Genomic DNA, 20,041 nt, shown 5'->3' with positions numbered 1-20,041 from the left:
GTCAGATCACCATCGTCAGAGCACGCTTATCTGCGATGATGCCAGTGTCTAATCCTCTGTCCGGTTACCCATGTCGTCCTCCCAAATCTCCGCACCCAATGCCACCCTCGTTTCATTGATCAAACCTTTGGCCGTGCGGCCGGGTTTCGTCCAGACGCATCTGTCAGGGGTGCAAGTGCTGTCTTGGGATCACTACGTCGCCAGCAGCCCGCAGATCTATGAGCCGAGCCTGATCATTCTCGCGCAAGGCAGCAAACTGGCCCGTCTCGGACCGCGCACGCTTGAGTACGGCGCCGGTCATTATCTGGTGCAAGCGCTGTCGGTCCCATTCATGTGCGAGACCTTTGCCACCGTCGATGCGCCGTTGTATGGCGTATCGGTATCCATCGACCGTCTGGTGCTGGGCGAGTTGGTGCAGTCGATGGGGCTGCTGCCAGATTCGGCGGTGAAGGCGCAGACGCCAGAATCGATGACCTCGGCGCAGCTGGATATTCGGATGCGTGAAAGTGTCGAGGGCCTGCTGCGTTGCCTGCACGATCCGCTGGATTGTCAGGTAATGGGTGCAGCGCGGGTGCGGGAGGTTTTGTACGTCGCCTTGCGCGGGCCGCAGGCTGGGGTGTTGCGGGCGTTGGTTGAACAGCAGGGGCATTTCGCCCGGATCGCGGCGTCGTTGCAGCACCTGCGCGATCATTACGATCAGGCGCTGAGCGTCGATCAACTGGCGAGCTGCGCCAACATGAGCGCGTCGACTTTTCACGAGCATTTCAAACGCAGCACCCTGTTGTCACCGGTGCAGTATCTCAAGCGTCTGCGCCTGATCAAGGCCCAGCAAATGCTGGTCGGGGAGGGGTTGGGCGTGGCGCAGGTGGCGCACAGCGTGGGCTATCAAAGCACGTCGCAATTCAGTCGCGAATACAAACGCTACTTCGAGCGCAGTCCGGGGGAGGAGGCTGCGCAAATGCGCATTCCTGCATGATGAAGGACGCCTGTAGGAGCGCGCTTGCCCGCGAAAGCGATTATTCATTCACCACATCGTGAAAGTTCTAATGCAATCGCGGGCAAGCGCGCTCCTACAAAGTCGGGGACTCACATATTCGGGTAAGTAGGTCCGCCCGAGCCTTCCGGTGCCACCCAGGTAATGTTCTGCGAAGGGTCCTTGATGTCACAGGTCTTGCAGTGCACACAGTTTTGCGCGTTGATCTGGAAACGCTTCTCGCCGTTTTCCTGGGTTACCACTTCGTACACGCCAGCCGGGCAATAACGCTGCGCCGGTTCATCCCACTTGGGCAGGTTGACGCTGATCGGGATGCTCGGGTCTTTTAGCTTCAGGTGGCAGGGTTGTTCTTCTTCATGGTTGGTGCCGGAAATGAACACCGAACTCAACTTGTCGAAGCTCAATTTGCCGTCAGGGCGCGGGTACTCGATTTTCTTAGAATCAGCCGCCAGCTTCATGCAGGCATAGTCTGGCGTAGTGTCGTGCAGCGTGAACGGGATCTTGCCGGCGAAGAGGTTCTGGTCGATGAAGTTGAACGCACCGCCCACGATCGCGCCGAACTTATGGATCGCCGGGCCAAAGTTGCGGCTGGCGAACAGTTCTTCGTGCAGCCAGCTGCCTTTGAACGCCTCGACGTACGTATTCAGTGCATCGCCGCCTTCATTGCCAGCGAACAGCGAGTCCGCCACAGCTTCGGCAGCCAGCATGCCCGACTTCATTGCGGTGTGGCTGCCCTTGATCTTGGCGAAGTTCAGCGTGCCGAGGTCGCAGCCGATCAGCGCGCCACCGGGGAAAACCATTTTCGGCAACGAGTTCAGGCCGCCTTTGCAAATCGCGCGGGCGCCGTAGCTGATGCGCTTGCCACCTTCGAGGTACTGCTTGAGCACCGGATGGTGCTTCATGCGCTGGAATTCATCGAACGGTGACAGGTACGGGTTGCTGTAAGAAAGATCGACGATCAACCCGACCACCACCTGATTGTTTTCCAGGTGATAAAGGAAGGAGCCGCCTGTGTTCTCGGTGCCGACGATATCCAGCGGCCAGCCCGCGGTGTGAACCACCAGGCCTGGCTCGTGTTTGGACGGATCAACTTCCCATATTTCCTTCAGGCCGATGCCGTAATGCTGGGCATCGGCTTCGCTGTCGAGGTTGAAGCGCTTGATCAATTGCTTGCCAATGTGGCCGCGGCAGCCTTCGGCGAACAAGGTGTACTTGCCGCGCAACTCCATGCCGGGGGTGTAGAGACCTTCCTTCGGATTGCCTTCGCGATCAACGCCCAGATCGCCAGTGAGGATGCCGCGCACCACACCGTTCTCGTCAATCAGCGCTTCCTGAGCCGCGAAGCCAGGGTAGATTTCTACGCCCAGGTTTTCAGCCTGCTGGGCCAGCCAGCGGCACAGATTGCCCAGGGAGATGATGTAGTTGCCGTCGTTGTGCATGGTCTTGGGCACAAAAAAGCCCGGCACTTTATTAGAAGCTTCCGGGTTTTTCAGGACGTAGATGTCATCGCGCTTGACCGGCGTGTTGAGCGGGGCGCCGAGTTCTTTCCAGTCGGGGAACAACTCATTGAGTGCGCGAGGTTCGAAGATAGCACCGGATAGGATATGGGCGCCGACTTCGGAGCCTTTTTCCACCACGCAGACGCTGATTTCCTGGCCAGCCTGAGCCGCCTTTTGTTTCAGGCGGCAGGCGGCAGAAAGCCCGGCGGGCCCGGCTCCGACGATGACGACGTCGAATTCCATGTATTCGCGTTCCACAGGCTATCTCCTACTCAGGGCTCAACAGTATTTTTTTATATGAAGCAAAAATCGACACACGGAACGATGTTTCCCCGGGTGTCATCTCAAAGGGGCGCATTATATCTACACCACCCGGCAGGTCCAATACAAACGTTTGTTTGAAATGGCCGCAGGGCGGATAAAACATGGCGGCGCGGCTTGCGACTGGCGTTTTTGTCGTATTGACCCGACTAGGTGTTCCGGTCAAGATACGGGCGGTTTTGCGCTCGCCGTAGGCTGACCGTCAGAACAGGAACACCTCTAAAGACGTTGCAGGCGTCGTGCGACCAATCACATCCAATTGGCGCAGTTGCAGGCGGGGTGCAGTTTACACACCCTCCCGACGTCTGGCTTGGAATGCGGGGTTTGAGCGTCTGTTTTTGTCGAACTCACCTTTCAGCAAGCACCAATACAGGGTTTTCAGAGGTGTTCTTTACACTGACGCGTACTTTTCGCCGGGCATGACCTGGCGACTTTCTTTTCACCGGAGAGTAACGAGGAATCCATGAAGGTTCTTGTAGCTGTCAAACGAGTGGTCGACTACAACGTCAAGGTTCGCGTCAAAGCGGACAACTCCGGCGTCGATCTCGCTAACGTCAAAATGTCGATGAACCCCTTCTGCGAAATCGCTGTAGAAGAAGCCGTTCGCCTGAAAGAGAAGGGCGTCGCCACCGAGATCGTCGTTGTTTCCATCGGCCCGACCACTGCTCAGGAGCAACTGCGTACCGCGTTGGCACTGGGTGCTGATCGTGCCATCCTCGTTGAATCCACTGAGGAGCTGACCTCGCTTGCCATCGCCAAGCTGCTCAAGGCTGTGGTTGATAAAGAGCAGCCGCAGCTGGTGATCCTCGGCAAGCAGGCCATCGACAGCGATAACAACCAGACCGGCCAGATGCTCGCCGCGCTGAGCGGTTACGCTCAAGGCACCTTTGCCTCCAAAGTCGAAGTATCCGGTGACAGCGTCAGCGTGACCCGTGAAGTCGATGCCGGCGCGCAAACCGTTTCCCTGAAGTTGCCAGCGATCGTGACCACAGACCTGCGTCTGAACGAGCCACGCTACGCTTCGCTGCCCAACATCATGAAAGCCAAGAAGAAGCCGCTTGAAGTGCTGACGCCTGATGCGCTGGGTGTTTCCACTGCCTCGACCAACAAGACACTCAAGGTTGAAGCGCCGGCTGCTCGCAGCGCGGGCATCAAGGTCAAGTCGGTTGCCGAACTGGTCGAGAAACTGAAAAACGAAGCGAAGGTAATCTGATTATGACTATCTTGGTAATCGCTGAGCATGAAAATGGCGTGGTCGCTCCCGCTACTCTAAATACCGTTGCTGCGGCCTCAAAAATCGGTGGCGACATCCACGTTCTCGTCGCGGGCCAAAGTGTCGGCGCTGTGGGCGAAGCCGCTGCGAAAATCGCTGGCGTGAGCAAAGTCCTCGTTGCCGACAACGCTGCTTACGCGCACCAGTTGCCGGAAAACGTTGCGCCGCTGGTGGTTGAGCTTGCGTCTGCTTACAGCCACGTTCTGGCTGCTGCTACGTCCAACGGCAAGAACATTCTGCCGCGCGTCGCTGCGCAACTGGATGTCGATCAGATCTCCGAGATCATTTCCGTTGAAAGCGCTGACACTTTCAAGCGTCCGATCTACGCCGGTAACGCCATCGCCACTGTGCAATCGTCGGCTCCGATCAAAGTCATCACCGTACGTGCAACCGGTTTCGACGCCGTTGCTGCCGAAGGTGGCTCAGCCGCAGTCGAATCAGTGTCTGCTGCACATGATGCAGGCAAGTCGTCTTTCGTCAGCGAAGAGCTGGCCAAGTCGGATCGCCCAGAACTGACCGCAGCCAAGATCGTCGTTTCCGGCGGTCGCGGCATGCAAAATGGCGACAACTTCAAGCACCTGTACGCCCTGGCCGACAAGCTTGGCGCTGCGGTCGGCGCATCTCGCGCTGCAGTGGACGCAGGCTTTGTCCCCAACGACATGCAGGTCGGTCAGACCGGCAAGATTGTCGCGCCACAGCTGTACATTGCTGTCGGTATCTCCGGCGCGATCCAGCATCTGGCCGGCATGAAGGATTCCAAAGTGATCGTTGCGATCAACAAGGATGAAGAGGCGCCAATCTTCCAGGTGGCTGATTACGGTCTGGTGGCTGATCTGTTCGAAGCGATCCCCGAGTTGGAGAAGCTGGTTTAATCCAGTCGCCTGACTTATAAAGAGACCCGTTTGTTTCGGGCTGTTCGCAAGTGTTCTGCCGTCGGGGTTACTGATGGCATGCGCTTTGATCAGTCAGTGATGAGCGGGTTTTTTATTGGCCAGCTTTTATAAAGAAAAGAAAGGAATTTACCCATGTCGTCACGGCTGACGCTGACATTGCTGCTTGCGGGTCTGGCCGCGTTGCCTGCGCTGTCCATGGCTGGCGGAAAGTGCGAGCGGCTGATCATTACTGGCAGCCCGGATGCGCCGCCCTACTTGTGGCGCGATCCGCAGGACCAGAAACACCTGATGGGCGCAAACGCTGACTTGCTTAAAGAAGCCGCGCAGCAGATGGGCGTAAAAATCGAGGTGGTGTATGCCGGCAAGCGCAGCCAGGCACTCGATGAAGTGCGCAGCGGACGCATGGATATTCTGGCCGACGCGCCGTTGAACGCCGCCGAACTCGAATCGCTGGATTTCATTCATCCGCCCATCGTTCAAAACGAAATAATGGTCTGGACCCACAAGGACCATGCAGTGCCGTTCAATCTGATGGCTGATCTGCAGGGCCACCGGGGCGCTCTGTCCGAGAAGACCCGAATCACGGCGTCCTTTGAAGCGTCGATCAAAGAGCATCTGACCCTCGACAAACAGCCGAACCTGACCCAGACCTTTCAACAGTTGCTGGCAGGGAAGGTCGAATACGTCCTGGCGGGGCGTTATGCCGGGATGGCGATGGCGCAGACTTTAAGCCCGGCGGGTGAGTGGGTGGCTCAGCCTTTGGCGCTGGACAAGCCCGGTCTCTATCTCGCGTTGTCATTCAATTCAGCCTGCAACGATCCTTGGCTACGCGGACAGCTCGCAAAAAGAATGACAGAATTGGCCGCTTCGGGTCGTGCCGCTGAAGCCATCAGACGCAATGTCGAGCTGTGGAAAGCCCAGCTTCAACAGCCAGCCAGCACCACAAACCAGTAGGAATGTTGTTTTGAGAATTCGACCTTTATTCGCAGCCATGGCGCTTGCCAGTCTGTTTGGCTGCGCGAATGATCCCGCACCGACCGAGCAGCTGAAACTCACCGAGCAAGCGGTAGCTCAGGCAAGTGCCGTGGGCGCCACCGATGATGAGCCGGATATGGGGATGGCACAGGCCAAGCTCATCCAGGCTCGCGCAGATATGCAAGACAAGTCCTACAAGGATGCGCGGATGCAGGCTGAACAGGCAGAACTTGATGCCCGGCTGGCCGAGGCTCGGGTGTTGACGTTGAAAAGTGAAGAGCAGTTGACCCAGGTGAATACCCGGCTCAATCGTCTGCGCAAGCAGTTGGGGGAGCCGCAGTGAATGCTATTCCTCGAGCGTTGAGCGTCTGCCTCCTGCTAGGCACGGCTGGACTCTATGGTTGCGCGGGCCACCAGAGCAATGACAGTGCATTGCAGTCTGCCAGCGCTGATTTCCAAAAGGTCAAAGAAGACACCAACGTGCTGCGCAGCGCGCCGAAGGATGTCATCCGCGCTGGCGAATTGCTGGGCCGGGCGGAGCGTCTTTCGGGCTATATCGGCAGCGGTGAAGACGTCAGTCATTATGCTTATCTGAGCAGTCGCTACAGTGCGATCGCCCAGGAGCACAGTAAATTGCTGCTCAATCAGGAGCGCCTCGCCCGGTTGGAACTAGAGCGTCAGCGTCTGCAATTGGCCCTTCGCGAGCAGAAACTGGCGGGGGCACAAGAGCAGGGGAAATGGGCAGAAGGTCAGATAATGAGCCTGTCGACCAATCAGACCGAGCGCGGGCTGGTGATGACGTTGGGTGACATGTTGTTTGATACGGGGCGCGCCGAGCTCAAACGCTCCGCCAATCGCACGGTTCTCAAGGTCGTGCAGTTTCTGCAGCTCAATCCCAAGCGGGTAGTGCGCATCGAGGGTTACACCGACAGCACCGGAGACAGCCAGGAAAATCAACAACTGGCCAAAGATCGCGCGCAATCGGTGGCTGATGTGCTGTCTGACCTGGGAATAGAAGATGAACGCATTCAGGTGGAAGGTTATGGCGATCAGTTTGCTGTCGCTGCAAACACCTCTGAACGCGGCAGGGCGCAAAATCGGCGGGTTGAGCTGGTTTTTTCGGATGAAAAAGGCCGACTAAGCGCGCCAAGGTAAAATATTTTTGCAACTGCCCGGCACGTTACTCCGATGCCGGACTTTTTTATGCCGATACGTCAGTGACGTTGGCGCATATGGCGCATTAAACTTTTCTGCACTCACACTTATTGCTGGTGAAGACCACAACTGTCCCCGTACACTTTGCGACTGTTCTGGCAGTTATTCATATTGATTGCTGGTGCAATTGATCATGAGCCGGATCGAGGGACGCAATAATGACCAATCTTCTGTTGTATCAACGCATCGCTCAGCAACTGGCCGAGGACATTCGGCGTGGTGTTTATCAGCCAGGAGAGCGAGTGCCGTCGGTACGCAAGATGAGTTCGCAGCTCAATGTGAGTCATGCCACCGTATTGCAGGCATACGCGAATCTCGAAGATCAGGGCCTCATTCGGGCGCGGCCCCAATCCGGCTATTACGTCCATCAGACCCCCGCACTCACTGCGCCGACCCCCGATATCGCGCGTGTTGAACGCCCAGGTCTTGTGACTCGCGCCAGTATTATCCAGCAGGTATTGGTGGAATCCCGCCGCGAAGGGGTTTTTGCGTTTGGTGCTGCGGTGCCTCACGTCGACTACCTGCCGGTTCGGGCACTTCACCAACAATTGGCAAAGGTGACGCGTTTTCAGAGTCCGCGCGCCTTCAGCTACATGTTCAGTCCCGGATTCGAACCCCTGCGCCGCCAAGTGGCTATTCGTATGCGCGATGCCGGTGTCGTGATCGATCCTTCCGAGGTCGTCATCACCCATGGCTGCGTCGATGCGTTACAGATGTCGCTGCGGGTGCTCACAAGTCCGGGGGATCTGATCGCCGCCGAGTCACCCACGTACTACGGCCTGCTGCAATTGGCCGACCTGCTGGGCCTGAAAGTCATCGAAATACCCAGCGACCCCACCACCGGCATCAGTCTGGAAGCGCTGCAACTGGCGGCCAATCAATGGTCGATCAAGGCGTTGGTGTTGACCTCGCGCCTGAGTAATCCGCTGGGTAGCACGATGCCAGAAGAGCGGCAAAAGCATTTGCTGCGGCTGGCGTCGGACTTCGATATTCAGATCGTCGAGGATGATATCTACGGCGAGCTCATGTACGAGCAAGGCAAGACCAAGTCCCTCAAGGCGTTCGACCGACTCGGGCGCGTCATCTACTGTTCGAGCTTTTCCAAGACCTTGTCGCCGGGTGTGCGCATTGGCTGGATGATCGCGGGAAAATATCAGGCTGAGATCCAGCGTCTGCAGACCTTCAGTACACACTCGGCGTGCAGCGTGACGCAGATGGCGGTAGCGTCCTACCTGGAAAACGGCGGCTACGACCGTCACCTGCGCTATATCCGCCAGGAGCATCGGAAAAACCTCAGCGCTTTCCAACTGGCAGTGCAACAGATGTTCCCGGAAGGCACCCAGATCAGCCGTCCGCTGGGTGGGTTTATTTTGTGGATCAGTCTGCCGGGGAGGGTCAATACGCAAGAGTTGCACGTGCGCGCGCTGGAACAGGGCATCAGCATTGCCCCCGGTTTAATATTTAGTAACACAGAACAATTCAACCACTGCATCCGCCTCAATTGCGGGATGCCCTGGAATCGCGAGGCTGAGCGGGCACTGATGACGCTGGGGATGCTGGCCAAACAGCTTTGTCAGGAAGCCGTGCAGGCTTGGTGAACCCTTTGCGAACTCAGGTTTCTACAGTTTGAGACAGCTCGGTTGGTACCTGTGGGCTTGCCACAGGGCCTGCATGGGGCCAGCATATGGCCTCTAACATTTTTGCCGTTTTGATCTATGAACTCATTGCGTTGTGTTGGCCTGTTAATGTTGGTGCTAATGAGCGGATGCGATGCTGACAAGCAGCCGCCACCCGCGCCTAAAGTTGCTTCCGAAGCCGTAGCTCCTGTGCCTCCCGCCACGCAAACTGTGGCGCCGGTAAGTGTTCCTGAGGCGAAAGCATCTGTTGCTGCTGAGGTGGCTAAGCCCCAACCCGTTGTCCATGAGCTGGCGCCCAATGTTTCAGCGGTGTCTGTGGTAGCAGCGAGCAAATCAACCCCTGTGGCGGCCAAGCCCTCCGTTGCCAGTGCGCCACCAAAAAGTGCGACGGGCAATGCAAAGTCGGCGAAGATCAAAGAAGACAATTCAGAAATAGCACGCCGCGCCCCTGTTGCCAGCAAGAGCAAGACCCCGGCCCAAGTGGTGAAAGATACGCGCTTGCCCAAGGCCGCTCTGGATTTGAGCCTGCCACCGGATATGGTCAAGCAGCTCACACCGCCCAGCAAAGTCATTACAGCTGCGCCTCATGCCAAGCCGTTGCTGCCAAAAATGTTTCCGGACGCTCAGGGCGATCCAGATTTCCAGCTCAATGGCCGATTGCTGAGCAACGAAATGCAGCTACAGCTGCGTAACGAATCGCGTCGCGACATCGAAGGCGCGGCTGTGGACTTCACCTTCAAACAGTAGTCGAGCATCGATACGCTAATCCCTGCGTTTTCAAACGGACGTTTTAGCGGTTAGTATCCTGCTGTCACTCATCACCTTTCAAGAGAATCCCTCATGGATTGTCGTCCGGGCTGTGGCGCTTGTTGCATCGCGCCGTCTATTTCTTCGCCGATTCCAGGTATGCCCAACGGCAAGCCTGCGGGAGAGCGCTGCCTGCATCTCTCGGTCGAAATGCTCTGTGCGCTGTTCGGGTTGGCTGGCCGTCCGGAGGTTTGCAGTCAGTTCAAGGCTGATCCCGAAGTCTGTGGGACCAATCAGCAAGAGGCGATTCGCTTGATTGGCTGGTGGGAGCAGGCCACCACCGCTGCTTAAGCGCGGGGCTGGATGATTCATCTGAACTTACGACAATAAGGAATAAAACATGGGTTCGCTGCATCGGATTGCGTTTGGACTGGGTTTTGCGATGTTGGTGGCTTGCGCCGCCCACGCAGAAGACTGGCAGGTTGCCAAGGACGAGGACGGGATCAAGATTTCACTGAGCGAGGTGGCAGGCTCCAAGTACAAGGCTTACCGCGGGGTAACGACCATTAAGGCCGATATCGCCAAATTGCGCGCCCTGCAGGAAGACGTCGCGGCCGCGTGTGCATGGATTCACGAATGCAAGTCGCAGAAGGTCCTCAAGCATGAGGGCGACAAGGTTTGGACCTACACCCAATTCAACACGCCTTGGCCGGTTACGCCCCGTGACTCGGTGTTGCAGGTCACAACCATTTCGTCCGCCGATGGCAGCCTGACACGCAATCTGGAGGGTCAACCGAAGTTCATCCCTGAAGAGCAGGGGTTCGTGCGTGTCGCTCAGGTGGAGGGGTTCTGGAAGTTCGTACCCAAAGGCGCGGGCGTTACGGAGGTCACCTACCAGGTACATACAGAGCCTGGTGGAAGCGTGCCATCTTGGCTGGCGAACAAATTTGTGGTGGATGCGCCTTTCAATACGCTGAAAGCGTTGAAAGATCGCGCTGAGAAGTAAACGTAGCGCCGCTGGCAGTACAGTTTCTGCAAATCACAAAAAAGGCTGCCACTGGCAGCCTTTTTTACATTCAGCGTTCGCTTATTTGCGATCGGCCAAGGGCACGATGTCGCGCGATACTTCGCCGGTGTACAGCTGGCGCGGACGGCCAATCTTGTAAGGGCTGGAGAGCATTTCTTTCCAGTGGGAGATCCAGCCGACGGTACGCGCCAGGGCGAAGATCACTGTGAACATGCTGGTTGGAATGCCGATCGCCTTGAGGATAATCCCCGAGTAGAAGTCCACATTCGGGTACAGCGAGCGCTCGATGAAATACGGATCGGTCAACGCGATCTCTTCCAGACGCATCGCCAGCTCCAACTGCGGATCGTTGGTGATGCCCAGCTCGCGCAGAACCTCATCGCAGGTCTGCTTCATCACGGTGGCGCGTGGGTCGCGGTTTTTGTAGACGCGGTGACCAAAGCCCATGAGCTTGAACGGGTCGTTCTTGTCCTTGGCCTTGGCGATGTAAGTGTCGATGTTCGAGACATCGCCAATTTCATCGAGCATGGTCAGAACGGCTTCGTTGGCGCCGCCGTGAGCCGGGCCCCAAAGCGCTGCGATACCGGCTGCGATACAGGCGAACGGGTTGGCACCCGAAGAACCAGCCATCCGGACGGTGGACGTCGAGGCATTTTGTTCGTGGTCGGCGTGGAGGATGAAGATTCGGTCCATTGCCTTGGCTAGCGTCGGGCTGATCGGTTTGATCTCGCACGGCGTGTTGAACATCATGTGCAGGAAGTTTTCCGCGTAGCTGAGGTCGTTGCGCGGGTACATCATGGGTTGGCCCATGGAGTACTTGTAAACCATTGCTGCCAGCGTCGGCATCTTGGCGACCAGGCGGATCGCCGAGATTTCCCGATGCTGCGGGTTATTGATGTCCAGGGAGTCGTGGTAGAACGCCGAGAGGGCGCCGACCACACCGCACATGACGGCCATCGGGTGGGCATCGCGGCGGAAGCCGTTGAAGAAGGTCTTCAACTGCTCGTGCACCATGGTGTGGTTCTTCACGGTGACAACGAATTGGGCCTTTTGCTCGGCAGTCGGCAGTTCGCCGTTGAGCAGCAGGTAACAGGTTTCCAGATAGTCCGATTGTTCGGCCAGTTGCTCGATCGGGTAGCCACGATGCAACAGAATGCCGTTGTCGCCATCGATGTAAGTGATCTTGGATTCGCATGAGGCCGTGGACATGAAGCCCGGGTCGAATGTGAAGCGCCCGGTGGCGGTCAGGCCGCGTACGTCGATTACATCGGGACCAACTGTGCCGGTCAGAATGGGCAGCTCGACGGGGGCTACGCCCTCGATGATCAACTGCGCTTTTTTGTCAGCCATGTGGCCTCCTATTTATGCTTCAAATCATCAGACAGACCCCCCACGCAGGGCCCGCACCACTATAGTGAGATAAATTCTAAAGTCAATTTGCCTAAAGTCCCGTCACAGAAGGGTTTAAGCAATGGTTTTCCGCGAATTTCCCTGCCATTTACGCCTTTTATCCTGCTAAAGCAATCCGCCATTGGGGTGGGGTCTGCGCGTTGTCATTAGTAACCTAACTGTCTATACTCGGCGTCCGACCGCCAGGGGCTTTGAGGCCCGTTTTTCTGGGGGTCGTCACTTCCTGGGTAGTGGGTACCTGACCAGTGCACTTCCCAATAATTTGCCCTGATTGTTAGGGGCTCTTCAGTGTGAAAAAAAGCCGTGAAAAGCCAACGACCTGTAAACCTAGACCTAAGGACCATCAAACTCCCCATCACCGGCGTAACGTCATTTCTTCATCGCGTTTCCGGCATCATCCTCTTCCTCGGCATTGCCATCATGCTTTACGCATTGAGCAAGTCGTTGGGTTCAGAGGAAGGTTTTGCCGAGGTGAAGGCATGCTTGACCAGCCCGCTGGCCAAGATCGTTGTGTGGGGTCTCCTGTCCTCCTTGCTGTATCACCTCGTGGCGGGCATTCGTCACTTGATCATGGATGCGGGTGTCGGTGAGACGCTGGAAGGCGGAAAACTGGGCTCGAAAATCATCATCGCCGTTTCCCTGGTGTTGATTGTTCTCGCGGGAGTTTGGATATGGTAACCAGTGTTACGAACCTGTCACGTTCGGGGCTTTATGACTGGATGGCACAGCGTGTGTCCGCGGTCGTGCTCGCGGCTTATTTCATTTTCCTGATCGGATACCTGATCGCGCACCCGGGCATCGATTTTGCCACGTGGCACGGTCTCTTTTCTCACACCGGGATGCGTATCTTCAGTCTGTTGGCGTTCGTTGCTCTGGGCGCTCACGCCTGGGTCGGCATGTGGACCATCGCCACTGACTACCTGACGCCAATGGCGCTGGGTTCGTCTGCAACGGCGGTGCGTTTCCTTTTCCAGGCAGTCTGCGGCATTGCGATGTTCGCGTACTTCGTCTGGGGTGTGCAGATTCTTTGGGGTATCTGATTCATGGCTAACATTAATACACTTTCATTCGACGCCATCATCATCGGCGGCGGCGGTGCAGGTATGCGTGCCGCACTGCAACTGGCTCAGGGCGGCCACAAGACCGCTGTAGTCACCAAGGTGTTTCCGACCCGTTCCCATACCGTTTCGGCTCAAGGCGGCATTACCTGCGCCATTGCTTCCGCCGATCCAAACGACGACTGGCGCTGGCACATGTACGATACCGTCAAAGGCTCCGATTACATCGGTGATCAGGACGCTATCGAGTACATGTGTTCCGTAGGCCCGGAAGCTGTGTTCGAACTCGAGCACATGGGTCTGCCGTTCTCCCGTACCGAGCAAGGGCGCATCTATCAGCGTCCATTCGGCGGTCAGTCCAAGGACTTCGGTAAAGGCGGACAGGCTGCGCGTACGTGCGCCGCTGCCGACCGTACCGGTCACGCGCTGCTGCACACTCTTTATCAGGCGAACCTGAAAGCTGGCACCGTATTCCTCAATGAATACTACGCAGTCGATCTGGTGAAGAACCAGGATGGTGCGTTCGTCGGCATCATCGCTATCTGCATCGAAACCGGTGAAACCTCCTACATTCGCGCTAGCGCGACTGTATTGGCTACCGGCGGCGCAGGCCGTATCTACTCCTCTACCACCAATGCGCTTATCAACACCGGCGACGGCGTTGGCATGGCATTGCGTGCAGGTGTTCCGGTCCAGGACATCGAAATGTGGCAGTTCCACCCAACCGGCATTGCTGGCGCGGGTGTACTGGTCACCGAAGGTTGCCGTGGTGAAGGCGGCTACCTGATCAACAAGCACGGTGAGCGTTTCATGGAGCGTTATGCTCCGAACGCGAAAGACCTTGCGGGTCGTGACGTAGTAGCGCGTTCGATGGTTAAAGAGATCATTGCCGGTAACGGCTGTGGTCCTGACGGCGATCACGTGATGCTCAAGCTCGATCACTTGGGCGAAGAAGTGCTGCACAGCCGTCTGCCAGGCATCATGGAGCTGTCGAAGACATTCGCTCACGTCGATCCGGCCGTCGCGCCGATCCCGGTTGTTCCAACCTGCCACTACATGATGGGCGGCGTGGCCACCAACATTCACGGTCAGGCGATCACTCAGGACGCTGCTGGCGTTGACACCATTATTCCGGGCCTGTTTGCGGTCGGTGAAGTGGCTTGCGTATCGGTCCACGGCGCCAATCGCCTGGGCGGCAACTCGCTGCTCGACCTGGTGGTCTTCGGTCGTGCTGCCGGTCTGCACCTGGAGCAAGCACTCAACGAAGGCATCGACTACCGTCGCGCCTCCGAAACCGACATCGACGTCGCCCTGGCTCGCCTCAGCAGCCTGAACGAACGCACCGATGGCGAAGACGTAGCAACCCTGCGCAAAGAGCTGCAAAGCTGCATGCAGAACTACTTCGGTGTATTCCGCACTGGCGAATACATGCAGAAGGGTATTGCTCAGCTGGCCGACCTGCGCACGCGCATCGCCAACGTCAAGATCAACGACAAGAGCCAGGCGTTCAACACTGCCCGGATCGAAGCGCTGGAGCTGCAAAACCTGCTGGAAGTGGCTGAGGCCACGGCAATCGCCGCCGAGCATCGCAAGGAATCCCGTGGCGCTCATGCCCGTGAAGACTTCGAAGATCGCGACGACATCAACTGGCTGTGCCACACCCTGTATTTCCCGGGTGAAAAACGCGTAGCCAAGCGTGCCGTGAACTTCTCACCGAAGACTGTTCCGACTTTCGAACCCATGATTCGGACTTACTAAGGGTGGCCGATATGTTGCAAGTCAGTGTTTATCGCTACAACCCGGATCAAGACGCTGCACCGTTCATGCAGGAGTTCCAGGTCAATACCAACGGCAAAGACCTGATGGTGCTGGACGTGCTTGCGCTGATCAAAGAGCAGGACGAAGGTTTCTCCTATCGTCGCTCTTGCCGCGAGGGTGTTTGCGGCTCCGATGGCATGAATATCAACGGCAAGAATGGTCTGGCGTGCATCACGCCGTTGTCGGCTGTGATCAAAGGCAACAAGCTGGTGGTTCGCCCACTGCCTGGTTTGCCGGTCATCCGTGACCTGGTCGTCGATATGAGCATCTTCTACAAGCAGTACGAGAAGGTGAAGCCATTCTTGCTGAACGACACGCCAGCTCCGGCTATCGAACGTCTGCAGACGCCGGAAGAGCGTGAAAAGCTTGACGGTCTGTACGAGTGCATCCTGTGCGCTTGCTGCTCGACGTCGTGCCCGTCCTTCTGGTGGAACCCTGACAAATTCCTGGGCCCTGCTGCATTGCTGCAAGCGTATCGCTTCCTGGCAGACAGCCGTGACACCAAGACACAGGAGCGTCTGGCGTCGCTGGATGATCCGTTCAGCGTGTTCCGTTGCCGCGGGATCATGAACTGCGTGAACGTGTGCCCTAAAGGTCTTAATCCGACCAAGGCGATCGGCCACGTACGCAGCATGCTTCTCAAAAGCGGTATCTGATTGTGTTGCACCTGTAACATCGATACATGTGTAAAGGCAGTACCGAAATCGCTGCGGCGCAGGCTTCAACCGGCGCCGTAGTTTTAACCTGAGCAGCAGCTGCTGTGGCTGCGGCTCTTATTTTGAAGAAATGAGACCAGCAGGGGCATCCGGGCTGGTACCCGGACTATCTGCGTGATCCCTAGTGGCTTGTTACAGTCGCTGCACATGGACTATTCAAGCTCGCTGTGGCGTCTGCGCCGGTGGTGTCCCCTTACCGAGGGTGACCAAGCATGCAAGAAAGCGTGATGCAGCGCATGTGGAACAGTGCCCACCTATCCGGTGGTAACGCTGCCTATGTGGAAGAGCTCTACGAGCTCTACCTGCACGACCCTAACGCTGTGCCAGAAGAGTGGCGCACCTACTTTCAGAAGTTGCCAGCTGATGGCAGCACTGCCACCGATGTATCGCATTCGACGATTCGCGATCATTTCGTGTTGCTGGGTAAAAACCAGCGCCGCGCTCAACCGGTCTCTGCCGGCAGCGTGAGCAGCGAGCACGAGAAGAAGCAAGTTGAAGTACTGCGGCTTATCCAGGCATTCCGTATGCGCGGCCATCAGGGTGCGCAACTCGATCCTCTGGGTTTGTGGAAGCGCACTGCGCCAGCTGACCTGTCGATCAACCATTACGGTTTGACCGACGCTGACCTCGACACCACGTTCCGTGCCGGAGACCTGTACATCGGCAAGGAGGAGTCGAGCCTACGCGAAATCGTTGACGCCTTGCAGAAGACATATTGCCGCACCATCGGCGCCGAGTTCACGCACATCGTCGATTCGACCCAGCGCAACTGGTTCATGCAGCGCCTCGAAAGCGTGCGCGGCCGTCCAGCATTCTCCGCCGACATTCAGAGCCATCTGCTCGAGCGTGTCACCGCGGCTGAGGGTCTGGAAAAATACCTGGGCACCAAATACCCGGGCACCAAGCGTTTCGGTCTGGAAGGCGGCGAAAGCCTGATTCCTATGCTCGATGAACTGATCCAGCGTTCCGGTTCCTACGGCACCAAGGAAATCGTCATCGGCATGGCTCACCGTGGCCGTCTGAACGTACTGGTCAACACCTTCGGCAAGAACCCTCGTGATTTGTTCGACGAGTTCGAAGGCAAGAAGAAAGTCGAGCTGGGTTCCGGTGACGTTAAATATCACCAGGGCTTCTCCTCCAACGTCATGACCACCGGTGGCGAAGTTCACCTGGCGATGGCATTCAACCCGTCTCACCTGGAGATCGTCTCTCCGGTGGTTGAGGGGTCGGTGCGTGCGCGTCAGGACCGTCGCAACGATGCGACCGGCGAAAAAGTCCTGCCGATCTCGCTCCATGGCGATGCTGCATTCGCGGGTCAGGGCGTCGTGCTCGAAACCTTCCAGATGTCGCAGACTCGTGGCTTCAAGACGGGCGGCACGATCCACATCGTGATCAACAACCAGGTTGGCTTCACTATCAGCAACCAGGAAGACTCGCGCTCCACCGAGTACGCGACCGACGTTGCCAAGATGATTCAGGCGCCGATTCTCCATGTGAATGGCGATGACCCTGAAGCAGTCGTGTTCGTGACGCAGCTGGCCATCGACTACCGCATGCAGTTCAAGCGTGACGTGGTGATCGATCTGGTTTGCTACCGTCGTCGCGGTCACAACGAAGCGGACGAGCCTAGTGGCACTCAGCCGCTGATGTATCAGCAGATCGCCAAGCAGCGCACTACTCGCGAGCTGTACGCCGAGTTTCTGGCCAACGCCGGCATTCTCGACGCCGCCGCTGCGCAAGCGAAAGTCGACGAATACCGCAATGCGCTCGACAACGGCATGCACGTTGTCAAAAGCCTGGTTAAAGAGCCGAACAAAGAGCTGTTCGTTGACTGGCGTCCTTATCTGGGCCACGCCTGGACTGCGCGTCACGACACCAGCTTCGACCTCAAGACCCTGCAGGAGCTGTCAGCCAAGCTGATGGAGTTGCCAGAAGGTTTCGTGGTTCAGCGTCAGGTTCAGAAGATCTACGAAGACCGTCAGAAAATGCAGCAGGGCGGCTTGCCGATCAACTGGGGTTACGCCGAAACCATGGCGTACGCGACCCTGGCGTTCGAAGGCCACCAGGTGCGTCTCACCGGTCAGGACGTTGGTCGTGGCACGTTCTCGCACCGTCATGCCGTTCTGCACAACCAGAAGGATGCAAGTACTTATATCCCTCTGCAGAACCTGTATGCCGGACAGCCGCGCTTCGATCTGTACGACTCATTCCTGTCGGAAGAGGCCGTGCTGGCGTTCGAATACGGTTATTCGACCACTCAGCCAAGCGCGCTGGTTATCTGGGAGGCTCAGTTCGGCGACTTCGCGAACGGTGCTCAGGTTGTCATCGACCAGTTCATCACCAGCGGCGAGCACAAGTGGGGCCGTCTATGCGGTCTGACCATGTTGCTGCCTCACGGTTATGAAGGGCAGGGGCCTGAACACTCGTCGGCACGTCTTGAGCGTTACTTGCAAGGCTGCGCCGAGCACAACATTCAGGTCTGCGTACCGACCACTCCAGCTCAGATCTACCATCTGCTGCGCCGTCAGGTGATCCGTCCGCTGCGCAAGCCGTTGATCGTGCTGACGCCCAAGTCGTTGCTGCGCCACAAGTTGGCCATCTCGACGCTGGAAGACCTCGCTCACGGCTCCTTCCAGACGGTCATCCCGGAAATCGACACCCTCGATGCCGCCAAAGTGACCCGTCTTGTGATGTGCAGCGGCAAGGTTTACTACGACCTGCTGGAAAAACGTCGTGCCGAAGGCCGTGAAGATATCGCCATCGTGCGTATCGAACAGCTCTACCCGTTCCCGGAAGACGACCTGATGGACGCGATTGCGTCGTACACCAACCTGACGAACGTCGTCTGGTGTCAGGAAGAACCGATGAACCAGGGCGCCTGGTACAGCAGTCAGCATCACTTGCGCCGTAGCATCGGCAACCACAATCGCAATCTCGTGCTCGAGTATGCCGGTCGTGACGCCTCTGCTGCTCCAGCTTGTGGCTACGCATCGATGCACGCCGAACAGCAGGAAAAACTGCTGAAAGACGCGTTCACTGTTTAACGCCTTCGCGCATTTGAAACCGAATTAAGGAATTTTGAATAATGGCTATTGAGATCAAAGCCCCCTCTTTCCCGGAATCTGTTGCCGACGGCACCATTTCCAAATGGCACAAGCAACCGGGCGAAGCGGTAAAACGTGACGAGCTGCTGGTCGACATCGAGACTGACAAAGTCGTTCTCGAAGTTCTGGCCGAAGCCGATGGCGTGTTGGCATCGATCGTAAAAGGCGAGGGCGAGACTGTCCTTTCCAATGAGTTGATTGCAACGCTGGACGCGGGTGGCACTGCTTCTGCTGCTCCGGCTGCCGCTGCCGCACCTGCCGCTGCACCTGCTGCAAATTCCGCTCCTGCTCAGGCTGCTTCGGCGCCAGCTGCTCCGGCTTCTGACGACGACGCAATCGGTGGCCCTGCTGCTCGCAAGCTGGCTGAAGAAAACGGCATCAACCTGGCCAGCGTCAAGGGCACAGGCAAAGACGGCCGTATCACGAAGGAAGACATCGTTGCCGCTGTAGAAGCGAAGAAATCCGCTCCTGCTGCTGCACCGGCTGCCAAACCTGCGGCTGCGGCTGCTCCTGTGGCTGCCGCTGGCGACCGCACCGAGAAACGCGTGCCGATGACTCGCGTTCGTGCCACCGTGGCCAAGCGTCTGGTTGAAGCACAGTCGAACATGGCCATGTTGACCACCTTCAACGAAGTCGACATGACCGAAGTCATGGCTCTGCGTTCGAAGTACAAGGATCTGTTCGAGAAGTCTCACAACGGCGTGCGCCTGGGCTTCATGTCATTCTTCGTCAAGGCCGCCACCGAAGCGCTGAAACGTTTCCCGGCAGTCAACGCGTCGATCGACGGTTCGGACATCGTTTACCACGGCTATGCCGACGTCGGTGTTGCCGTTTCCAGCGACCGTGGCCTGGTGGTTCCGGTCCTGCGTAACGCAGAACACATGAGCCTGGCTGAAATCGAAGGCGGCATCGCTGCATACGGCAAGAAAGCTCGTGACGGCAAGCTGTCCATCGACGAGATGACTGGCGGCACGTTCACCATCACCAACGGCGGCACCTTCGGCTCGATGATGTCGACCCCGATCGTCAACCCGCCGCAGGCCGCGATCCTTGGCATGCACAACATCCTGCAGCGCCCGATGGCGATCAACGGTCAGGTTGTGATTCGTCCGATGATGTATCTGGCTCTGTCCTACGATCACCGTTTGATCGATGGTAAAGAAGCCGTGACGTTCCTGGTGACCATCAAGAACCTGCTGGAAGATCCGGCTCGTCTGTTGCTGGACATCTAATGAAACAGCCTCAAGCTGCAAGCCGTAAGCTTCAAGTCAGAAGCGGTCCGGTGAGCAGTTTGAGGCTGGTGGTTGGTATCCAATGAATAAGTCGCAAGCCGATTCTGCAGTTCAACGCGGAT

Annotated in this window: 18 protein-coding genes; 16 read left to right on the top strand and 2 right to left on the bottom strand. The window is 57.4% G+C overall.

What is annotated here, in order from left to right:
• The first annotated feature begins 70 nt into the window (after positions 1-70).
• Positions 71-976 carry an AraC family transcriptional regulator gene (locus ACWKWM_RS22130; protein ID WP_483848191.1) on the top strand — a complete coding sequence of 302 codons (906 nt, stop codon included), beginning with the start codon at positions 71-73 and terminating at the stop codon, positions 974-976.
• 110 nt (positions 977-1,086) lie between these two features.
• On the opposite strand, the gene ACWKWM_RS22125 is transcribed toward ACWKWM_RS22130, so the two are convergent.
• Entirely contained in the window at positions 1,087-2,751 is a 1,665-nt protein-coding gene (locus ACWKWM_RS22125; protein WP_483848190.1) for an electron transfer flavoprotein-ubiquinone oxidoreductase, read from the bottom strand.
• Positions 2,752-3,277: 526 nt separating this feature from the next.
• Between ACWKWM_RS22125 and ACWKWM_RS22120 the strand changes: the two genes are divergently transcribed.
• The 9 genes from ACWKWM_RS22120 to ACWKWM_RS22080 all read left to right on the top strand — a co-directional run bounded on the left by ACWKWM_RS22120 (position 3,278) and on the right by ACWKWM_RS22080 (position 10,560).
• Positions 3,278-4,027, top strand: coding sequence for an electron transfer flavoprotein subunit beta/FixA family protein (locus tag ACWKWM_RS22120; RefSeq protein ID WP_483848189.1), 750 nt, complete (start codon positions 3,278-3,280; stop codon positions 4,025-4,027).
• A 2-nt stretch (positions 4,028-4,029) separates the two neighbouring features.
• The gene (locus ACWKWM_RS22115; protein WP_483848188.1) at positions 4,030-4,959 is read left to right on the top strand and encodes an electron transfer flavoprotein subunit alpha/FixB family protein; all 930 of its coding nucleotides are present in this window, start codon (positions 4,030-4,032) and stop codon (positions 4,957-4,959) included.
• A 153-nt stretch (positions 4,960-5,112) separates the two neighbouring features.
• Positions 5,113-5,934, top strand: coding sequence for a substrate-binding periplasmic protein (locus ACWKWM_RS22110; RefSeq protein WP_483848187.1), 822 nt, complete (start codon positions 5,113-5,115; stop codon positions 5,932-5,934).
• A 10-nt stretch (positions 5,935-5,944) separates the two neighbouring features.
• Positions 5,945-6,298 carry a DUF4398 domain-containing protein gene (locus tag ACWKWM_RS22105; RefSeq protein ID WP_483848186.1) on the top strand — a complete coding sequence of 118 codons (354 nt, stop codon included), beginning with the start codon at positions 5,945-5,947 and terminating at the stop codon, positions 6,296-6,298.
• Positions 6,295-7,110 carry an OmpA family protein gene (locus tag ACWKWM_RS22100; RefSeq protein ID WP_483848185.1) on the top strand — a complete coding sequence of 272 codons (816 nt, stop codon included), beginning with the start codon at positions 6,295-6,297 and terminating at the stop codon, positions 7,108-7,110. Before ACWKWM_RS22105 ends, ACWKWM_RS22100 begins: the two co-directional genes overlap by 4 nt.
• A 218-nt stretch (positions 7,111-7,328) precedes the next feature.
• On the top strand, positions 7,329-8,768 hold the full coding sequence (locus ACWKWM_RS22095) for an aminotransferase-like domain-containing protein (protein WP_483848184.1): 1,440 nt from the start codon (positions 7,329-7,331) through the stop codon (positions 8,766-8,768).
• Positions 8,769-9,065: 297 nt separating this feature from the next.
• A complete protein-coding gene (locus ACWKWM_RS22090) occupies positions 9,066-9,554 on the top strand; it encodes a translation initiation factor 2 (protein WP_483848183.1) in 489 nt (162 codons plus the stop codon).
• A 93-nt stretch (positions 9,555-9,647) separates the two neighbouring features.
• Entirely contained in the window at positions 9,648-9,905 is a 258-nt protein-coding gene (locus ACWKWM_RS22085) for a YkgJ family cysteine cluster protein (RefSeq protein ID WP_483848182.1), read from the top strand.
• A 49-nt stretch (positions 9,906-9,954) separates the two neighbouring features.
• Entirely contained in the window at positions 9,955-10,560 is a 606-nt protein-coding gene (locus ACWKWM_RS22080) for an START domain-containing protein (protein ID WP_483848181.1), read from the top strand.
• An 81-nt stretch (positions 10,561-10,641) separates the two neighbouring features.
• Here the strand turns inward: ACWKWM_RS22080 and gltA are convergent, their stop codons facing one another.
• Positions 10,642-11,931 (bottom strand): citrate synthase, encoded by a 1,290-nt coding sequence (gltA, locus tag ACWKWM_RS22075; RefSeq protein ID WP_483848180.1) that lies wholly within the window; start codon positions 11,929-11,931, stop codon positions 10,642-10,644.
• Positions 11,932-12,294: 363 nt separating this feature from the next.
• On the opposite strand from gltA, the gene sdhC reads away from it, so the two are divergent.
• From sdhC to odhB, 6 genes are all read left to right on the top strand, one after another.
• Positions 12,295-12,669 (top strand): succinate dehydrogenase, cytochrome b556 subunit, encoded by a 375-nt coding sequence (gene sdhC / locus ACWKWM_RS22070; protein ID WP_483838489.1) that lies wholly within the window; start codon positions 12,295-12,297, stop codon positions 12,667-12,669.
• Positions 12,663-13,031 (top strand): succinate dehydrogenase, hydrophobic membrane anchor protein, encoded by a 369-nt coding sequence (gene sdhD, locus ACWKWM_RS22065; protein ID WP_483838490.1) that lies wholly within the window; start codon positions 12,663-12,665, stop codon positions 13,029-13,031. Before sdhC ends, sdhD begins: the two co-directional genes overlap by 7 nt.
• A 3-nt stretch (positions 13,032-13,034) precedes the next feature.
• Positions 13,035-14,807: a succinate dehydrogenase flavoprotein subunit gene (sdhA, locus tag ACWKWM_RS22060; protein WP_483848179.1), complete on the top strand. Its 1,773-nt coding sequence runs from the start codon at positions 13,035-13,037 to the stop codon at positions 14,805-14,807.
• Positions 14,808-14,818: 11 nt separating this feature from the next.
• Positions 14,819-15,523, top strand: coding sequence for a succinate dehydrogenase iron-sulfur subunit (locus ACWKWM_RS22055; RefSeq protein ID WP_483848178.1), 705 nt, complete (start codon positions 14,819-14,821; stop codon positions 15,521-15,523).
• A 272-nt stretch (positions 15,524-15,795) separates the two neighbouring features.
• Complete coding sequence (locus tag ACWKWM_RS22050) at positions 15,796-18,627, top strand: 2-oxoglutarate dehydrogenase E1 component (RefSeq protein ID WP_483848177.1); 2,832 nt, start codon at positions 15,796-15,798, stop codon at positions 18,625-18,627.
• A 41-nt stretch (positions 18,628-18,668) separates the two neighbouring features.
• Positions 18,669-19,919 carry a 2-oxoglutarate dehydrogenase complex dihydrolipoyllysine-residue succinyltransferase gene (gene odhB / locus ACWKWM_RS22045; RefSeq protein WP_483848176.1) on the top strand — a complete coding sequence of 417 codons (1,251 nt, stop codon included), beginning with the start codon at positions 18,669-18,671 and terminating at the stop codon, positions 19,917-19,919.
• The last annotated feature ends 122 nt before the right edge of the window (positions 19,920-20,041 follow it).

This window comes from Pseudomonas rosaeacicularis (assembly GCF_057128745.1).
This window is presented reverse-complemented; position numbering and strand designations above follow the sequence as displayed.